Below are 6948 nucleotides of genomic sequence, written 5' to 3'. Positions count from 1 at the left end.
CCATTGCGTTGGGGGCGTGATGAGCGCCTCCCGCGCCAACTCGGCGTCGGAGTGGAGCCGCACCGGCGGCAGGGTCGGGCGGTCACCGGACATCTGGGGGTTCTCCTTGGCGCATGCGGGTCGGGCGGCCCCCAGCGTAGACGTATTTGCCCCCATGCCACCGGGTTCATGTACCCGTCAGGATTCGTACATCCGGCAACCCTTGACAACCCCCCGGCGCACACAAGAGATTGACGCGCGTAGAACTACGTTTTGAGCCACGTTTCGCACCACGCTCTACCCCTCATCCATCGCACTCGGAGCCACGTGATGACTGCCCGTTCCTCCTCGTCCCTCCCAAGATCCGCCGCCGTCGCGGCCGTAGTGGCCACCGCACTGGCCGGCGGCCTCCTGGCAAGCTCGTCCGCCGCGTCCGCAACCGCGTCCGCGTCCGCAACGGCGGAGACCCGGATCCACGACATCCAGGGCACCACCCGAATATCCCCGCTCGCCGGTCAGCAGGTCACCGACGTCTCCGGCATCGTCACGGGCGTGCGGACGTACGGCTCGAAGGGCTTCTGGTTCCAGGACCCGCAGGCCGACGCCGACGCCGCCACCAGCGAGGGCATCTTCGTCTTCACCAGCTCCGCGCCGACCGTCGCCGTCGGTGACGCCGTCAAGGTGTCGGGCACGGTGGGCGAGTACATCCCCGGCGGTACGTCGTCCGGCAACCAGTCGCTCACCCAGATCTCCAAGCCGACCGTGACCGTGGTCTCCTCGGGCAACGCACTGCCCGCGCCAATCACCGTCTCGGCGAAGTCCGTTCCGTCCGTGTACGCCCTCGAGGGCGACCCGGCGGCGGGCGGCAGCATCAACGCGCTCCCGCTGGACCCGTCGGCGTACGCCCTCGACTACTACGAGTCGCTGGAGGGCACCAACATCCGCATCGGCTCCTCGCGCGTGGTCGGCGCGACCGACCCGCACTCCGAGCTGTGGGTCACGGTCAAGCCCGACGAGAACGACAACCGGCGCGGCGGCGCGGTCTACGGCTCGTACACCTCGCAGAACACCGGCCGCCTCCAGATCCAGCAGCTCGCTCCGATCTCCCAGCAACCCTTCCCGAAGGCGAACGTCGGGGATGTGCTGTCGGGTACGACCGAAGGCCCCCTGGACTTCAACCAGTTCGGCGGTTACACGCTGACCGCCCGCACCCTCGGCACGGTCACCGACCGCGGCCTGGAGCGCGAGTCGACCCGGCCGCAGCGTCGCGGTGAGCTGGCGGTGGCGACGTACAACGTCGAGAACCTGGACCCGAGCGACCCGCAGGCGAAGTTCGACGCGCTGGCGGCAGCGGTCGTGGACAACCTCGCCTCGCCCGACATCCTCGCCCTGGAGGAGATCCAGGACGACAACGGCGCGAAGAACGACGGCACCGTCTCCGCCGAGGAGACGCTGAAGAAGTTCACGGCGGCGATCGCGGCGGCCGGCGGCCCGTCGTACGCCTGGCGCACGGTCGACCCGGTCAACAACAAGGACGGCGGCGAGCCCGGCGGCAACATCCGCCAGGTCTTCCTCTTCAACCCCGAGCGGGTCTCCTTCACCGACCGCGGCGCCGGCGACGCCACCACCGCGACCGGTGTCGTACGGGAGAAGGGCCACGCGGCCCTGACCCTGTCCCCCGGCCGGATCGACCCGGCGAACGCCGCCTGGGAGAACAGCCGCAAGCCGCTGGCCGGCGAGTTCACCTTCCGCGGCCGTACGGTCTTCGTGATCGCCAACCACTTCGGCTCGAAGGGCGGCGACGAGGGCCTGCCTTCGCACCACCAGCCGCCGGTGCGCAAGTCGGAGGTCAAGCGGCTGGAGCAGGCGCAGGCGGTCAACGCCTTCGTCAAGGACATCCTCAAGGAGCAGCGCAACGCGGACGTGCTGGTCCTGGGTGACATCAACGACTTCGAGTTCTCGGCGACGACGAAGGCCCTGACGGCCGACGGCGCGCTCTACCCGGCCGTCAAGTCCCTTCCGCGCTCCGAGCGTTACTCGTACGTCTTCCAGGGCAACAGCCAGGTCCTGGACCAGATCCTGACCAGCCCGTCGATCGACGACTTCAGTTACGACAGCGTGCACATCAACGCGGAGTTCGCCGAGCAGAACAGCGACCACGACCCGCAGGTGCTGCGCTTCCGCCCGTAGCGGCCGCTGCACGCCCGCGCTGAACGAGCTGAACGAGCTGAACCAGCTGGAATGGCTGAACTAGCTGACCGAGCTGAAGCTCAGCGCGGGCGTGTACCACTTCACCCCGCCGCCCGTCACGCCCGGGTAGGAGTGCACCTTCTGCCACTGCGGCGTCGCCGACCCCACTCCGCCTGACCCGCCCAGCGCCTCGATGTGGGCCTCGGCGCTCTCCCACTCGGCGTAATTGAGTACGCGAGTCCCGTCCGTACTGACGTGGAAGTGACCGGAGATCCCGCCGGGGTGGAGGCCGGGGTCTGTCTCCAGCGCCTCGAAGACCGTGTCGACCCAGTCCCGCTGCCGGGCGGCGTCGGGCCCGTCGAACTCGACGTCGACGATCACGACGCAGCCGGGCACTCGCCTCGCCCCGTCTCTCGACGGAGTGCTGCGGTAGAGCTCGTACGAGCGCAGTTGCCGCTCGATGCCCGGCACGGCGGCGTCAATCTCCGCGACCCGCGACACCCGGCCTCCGCGTACGAAGGCGAGATGAGCTTCCTCGCTGACCCACTGCGTGTAATGCAGCAGGGTCTTGCCGTCCTCGCCGACGTAGACGCTGTACGAGAGAAGCCCCTCGTCCGGCCACTCCGGATCTCCCCAGACCTTCCGGATGGCTTCGACGGCGTCACGCTGCCGCTCAGGGGTACCGACGTCCCAGGTCGAGACCTTGACGACACCGACCCCTGAACGGGCCGGGTCCGGCAGGGAATTGATGTGCACAGTCATGGCGGTATCTCCTGGTTCGTCAGTCCGGCGCACCTGTGGGTGGCGCGCCCTCGTGCCCACCATGCTGAAACCTGAAGCTCGGTTGAGGTCAAGCCCGGTTGTCAGGGGCTTGGGCGGCCGGGGTCTCACGCTCCCGCTGCTCGCGCCACTCAGGGGCCAGGACGGCCCAGATCTCCTCGTCATGGCGTACGCCCCGGTACAGGTAGCTCTCGCGCAGCACCCCTTCGCGGACCATGCCGAGACGCTTGGCGGCCTTGAGGCTGGCGGTGTTGTCGGAGCCCGCGATCCACTCCACCCGGTACATGCCGCGCTCCTCGACCGCCCAGTCGACGAGGACCCGGATTGCGCGGGTGATCAGGCCGCGCCCGACCACCGTCTCCTCCAGCCAGCAGCCGACCTCGCAGTTTCGGGTCGCGGTGTCGAAGATCCGGAACATGACGCCGCCGACGAGGGTGGAGTCGGCCCAGATGCCGTAGAGGCGCCCGGAGTCGGCGGCGGCCTTGTCGGCGTACCGCTGCAGGAACGAGGTGGCGGACGCCAGGTCCGTGACGTGGTCCGGGAGTTCGACGAAGCGGCCGATGTGCTCGCGGCCGCGGTCCATGTGGGCCAGGAACTCCTCAGCGTTCCAAGGCTCCAGAGGGCGCAGCTCGGCGCCGTCGTCACCCAGCGGTATCGCGAACATCCTGCTCCTTCTCCTGCGGTTTTCCTCGGGAGGGCAGCCTAGGCTGGCCCGATGACCACTGCCCAGCCGGCACCGCCCGCCACCCGCCTGCTGCGCGCCCGCGCCCAGGGCGTCGGGAGCGGCTGGCGGGGGCGGTCCGTTGCCGAGGTAATGGGGCGGGCCTTCGCCCTGCAGGCGCAGGACGCGGCGGCCGCGGCGCTCGGGATCCGGGCGCGCTCGTCGGGGCTCACCGCCGCGGACGTGGTCCGCGCCACGGACGTCGAGCGCAGCGTCGTACGGAACTGGTTCATGCGCGGCACACTGCACCTGGTGCCGACGGCCGACGTGCGGTGGCTTACGTCGCTTCTCGGGCCGGTGTTCCTGCGGCTGAGCGAGCGGCGGTATCGCGAGCTCGGGCTGGACGAACGGGACCTGCTCCGGGCCGAGCGGGTGATCACCTCCGCGCTGGCCGACGGGTCCTTGTCGCGGGCGAAGTTGAGCGGGGCGCTGCGGCCGGGTTCGGCACCGGGGGTGGGCAGGTGGCGGTTCATCTGCTGCGCCGGTGCGCCCTGTTGGGCCTGATCTGCCACGGTCCGACGGTCGGCGGGGAGCCTTCTTCGTGCTGCTCGACGAGTGGCTGGGGAGCACCGGGACGCCCGCCGTCACGGCGGAGGATGCGGCGGTCGAGCTGGTACGCCGCTATCGCGCCGCGCACGGGCCGGCCGCCCCGGAGGACTTCGCCGCCTGGTCGGGGCTTTCGGTGACGGTGGCGCGGCGGGCCTGGAGCTCGGGGTCGTACGAGGCGGAAGCGGAACCTGCGGAGGCGGTGGGCGACGTACGGCTGTTGCCGGCGTACGACAACTACCTGGTGGGCTACCGCACCCGCGCCCTGTCCGTGCCGCCCGGCTTCGAGCGGCTGGTCCACCCCGGCGGCGGACAGTTGCGCGCCACCGTCATCGTGGACGGTCTGGCCTGCGCGACCTGGAGCCGGCGCGCCGGCCGGCCCGTCTCGGTCACCCCCTTCGAGGAACTGCCGGCGCAGATGCGCACGAGCCTCGCGGCCGAGCAGGCGGACGTCCTGCGCTTTCTCGGCGAGCGGTAGCGGTAGCGGTGGGCCGCGTCGGAATCCTGGTCGTGATCTTCCGTACCGCGACGAAATGCCGGTGCCGGCCGACGAGACCGGCACGACGGTGCTGGGCCGCCTCCAGGCGACGTACATCCCGTGCTGAAGGGAGTGGGAATAGCGCGGCTGGCCGCAGCCGCCCACGCTCTCCCACTCCCCCACCTCGGTGTCACAAAAGGTGCCCGCCACCGTCGACGAGCAGCACTTCACCGGTGATGTACGCGGCGCGAGTGAGGTCGTACACCGCCTCCGCGATGTCCTCCGGCTTGCCGACCCGGCCCAGCGGCACCGCCCCCGCCACCTCCGCCATCGCCTTGTCCGCGCCCTCGAGCCCGTCGAACCACGGGGTGTCGATCATGCCGGGGGCGACGGCGTTGACCCGCACCTGCGGACCCAGGGTCTTGGCCAGCAGCTTCGTCATGTGGTTCACGGCCGCCTTGCTGACGGCGTACGGGATGGAGCTGCCGCCCGGCCGTACGCCCGCCTGCGAGGACACATTGACCACGCAGCCCGCGCCGCCCGGCGCAGCCCGCAGATGCGGGGCCGCGGCCGTGATCGTCTGCCAGACGCCGATGACGTTGACGTCGAAGATGTCCCGCCAGACGTCAGGACTGGCGGCTTCGAGATCGTGGTGCGGGATGAAACGGGTCGTGCCCGCGCTGTTGACCAGGATGTCGAGGCGTCCGTACGCCGCGACCGCCTCCGCCACGAGCCGCTTCGCGTCCTCCTCCACGGCCACATCGGCCTGGACGTAACGGGCGCCGGGCAGTTCACCGGCCAGTGCCTGGCCGGCCTCGACCGAGTGGGCGGAGTTGACGATCACCCGGACTCCCGCTGCGGCGAGCCGTCGGGCGACGGCCGCGCCGATCCCCGACGACGAACCCGTCACCAGCGCCACACGCTCTTCGCTCATCGAGCAGTACCTCCCTTGATACGGCCTGCCGCGCCCGAGCGATCATGCCAGACGACCTGCGTACGCCCCACCCGACTGTTCAGCGCTGCTTGCCCTTCACACCAAGCAAATCTAAGTGGACCTTCAGCGTCCGGCGGCCGAGACTTCCCCGTATGACCGCATCAGGCCCTTTCGGGCGCGCCCTGTGCGCAATGATCACGCCCTTCACCTCCGCGGGCGCGTTGGACCTGGACGGCGCCCAGTCGCTCGCCGACCGCCTGGTCTCCGGAGGCGGCTGCGAGGGCCTCGTACTGAACGGCACCACCGGCGAGTCCCCGACCACCACCGACGCCGAGAAGAGCGCGCTCGTACGGGCCGTGTCCGAGGCGGTCGGTGACCGGGCGACGGTCCTCGCGGGCGTAGGCAGCGCCGACACGCGCCACACGGTCGAGCTGGCACAGGCAGCCGAACAGGCAGGAGCAGACGGCCTCTTGGTGGTCACGCCGTACTACAGCCGACCGCCGCAGGACGCCGTGGAGGCGCACTTCCGGCGGGTCGCGGACGCGGTCGGCGTCCCGCTGATGCTGTACGACATCCCCGGCCGCACCGGCACCCGCATCGAGGTCGAGACCATGCTGCGCCTCGCCGGGCATCCACGTATCACCGCGGTGAAGGACTGCGCGTACGACCTGCTGGCCAGCGCCACGGTCATCTCCCAAACCGCCCTTGCCTACTACTCGGGCAGCGAGGAACTCAACCTTCCGCTCTACTCGCTGGGCGGCGCGGGCTATGTCAGTACGGTTGCCAACTCCGCGCCCCGCGCGATGCGGGCGGTCCTCGACGCGTACGACGCCGGAGACACGGCCGGGGCCGCCCGAGCCCACCGGGCCACCCTGCCCCTCATCACGCTCACCATGGCGTCGGGCCTGCCTGGCACGGTCACCACGAAGGGCCTGCTCGGCGCGCTCGGCCTGTCGGCGGGACGCGTCAGGGAACCGCTGCGGCCCGCCGACCGGGCGACGGTCGACGGGCTGCTCAAGGCGTACGAAAATCTGAACCGGCGGCCGGTTCAGCCCGACATGTAGGTCTTGCCGAGGATCGTGGCGTGCTCCAGGACGTCCTCCATCGGGTCGTCGATCTGGCCCACAGAGAACAGCATCACGCGAGGCGCGTTGTGCGAGTTGTTGTGCGTCTCGTCGGCGTGCGCCGCCCCGGCGGGCAGCCCCACCGCCATGAGAACCGCGCCGCATCCGGTAATCCATCGGGCAAGTGCTCGTGCGTGCTGTGTCGTCATGCGGTTCCCTCGCCGTGCGTCTGGTTGTTCGTCCGATGTGTCGACCT

General features: G+C 70.3%; 8 protein-coding genes. 4 read left to right on the top strand and 4 right to left on the bottom strand.

Features of this window, described 5'->3' with window-relative positions; all coding sequences use genetic code 11:
• Positions 1–309: 309 nt before the first annotated feature.
• A complete protein-coding gene (locus J7E89_RS18005) occupies positions 310–2169 on the top strand; it encodes an endonuclease/exonuclease/phosphatase family protein (protein ID WP_214974660.1) in 1860 nt (619 codons plus the stop codon).
• Between the two features lie 60 nt (positions 2170–2229).
• Here the strand turns inward: J7E89_RS18005 and J7E89_RS18000 are convergent, their stop codons facing one another.
• Together J7E89_RS18000 and J7E89_RS17995 are read right to left on the bottom strand one after the other, a co-directional pair.
• Complete coding sequence (locus J7E89_RS18000) at positions 2230–2931, bottom strand: antibiotic biosynthesis monooxygenase (protein WP_214974659.1); 702 nt, start codon at positions 2929–2931, stop codon at positions 2230–2232.
• Positions 2932–3019: 88 nt separating this feature from the next.
• A complete protein-coding gene (locus J7E89_RS17995; RefSeq protein ID WP_214974658.1) occupies positions 3020–3613 on the bottom strand; it encodes a GNAT family N-acetyltransferase in 594 nt (197 codons plus the stop codon).
• Positions 3614–3664: 51 nt separating this feature from the next.
• Between J7E89_RS17995 and J7E89_RS17990 the strand changes: the two genes are divergently transcribed.
• Positions 3665–4174 carry a DNA glycosylase AlkZ-like family protein gene (locus tag J7E89_RS17990; RefSeq protein ID WP_214974657.1) on the top strand — a complete coding sequence of 170 codons (510 nt, stop codon included), beginning with the start codon at positions 3665–3667 and terminating at the stop codon, positions 4172–4174.
• 37 nt (positions 4175–4211) lie between these two features.
• The gene (locus J7E89_RS17985; protein ID WP_214974656.1) at positions 4212–4694 is read left to right on the top strand and encodes a DNA glycosylase AlkZ-like family protein; all 483 of its coding nucleotides are present in this window, start codon (positions 4212–4214) and stop codon (positions 4692–4694) included.
• A gap of 190 nt (positions 4695–4884) precedes the next feature.
• Here the strand turns inward: J7E89_RS17985 and J7E89_RS17980 are convergent, their stop codons facing one another.
• On the bottom strand, positions 4885–5628 hold the full coding sequence (locus tag J7E89_RS17980) for an SDR family NAD(P)-dependent oxidoreductase (protein ID WP_214974655.1): 744 nt from the start codon (positions 5626–5628) through the stop codon (positions 4885–4887).
• Between the two features lie 152 nt (positions 5629–5780).
• Between J7E89_RS17980 and dapA the strand changes: the two genes are divergently transcribed.
• Entirely contained in the window at positions 5781–6692 is a 912-nt protein-coding gene (gene dapA, locus J7E89_RS17975) for a 4-hydroxy-tetrahydrodipicolinate synthase (RefSeq protein WP_214974654.1), read from the top strand.
• On the opposite strand, the gene J7E89_RS17970 is transcribed toward dapA, so the two are convergent.
• Positions 6677–6901, bottom strand: coding sequence for a hypothetical protein (locus tag J7E89_RS17970; protein ID WP_214974653.1), 225 nt, complete (start codon positions 6899–6901; stop codon positions 6677–6679). The two genes, dapA and J7E89_RS17970, sit on opposite strands and share 16 nt — an antisense overlap.
• Positions 6902–6948: the final 47 nt, after the last annotated feature.

It is taken from the genome of Streptomyces sp. ISL-100, assembly GCF_018614615.1.
Taxonomy (GTDB): Bacteria; Actinomycetota; Actinomycetes; order Streptomycetales; family Streptomycetaceae; genus Streptomyces.
This window is presented reverse-complemented; position numbering and strand designations above follow the sequence as displayed.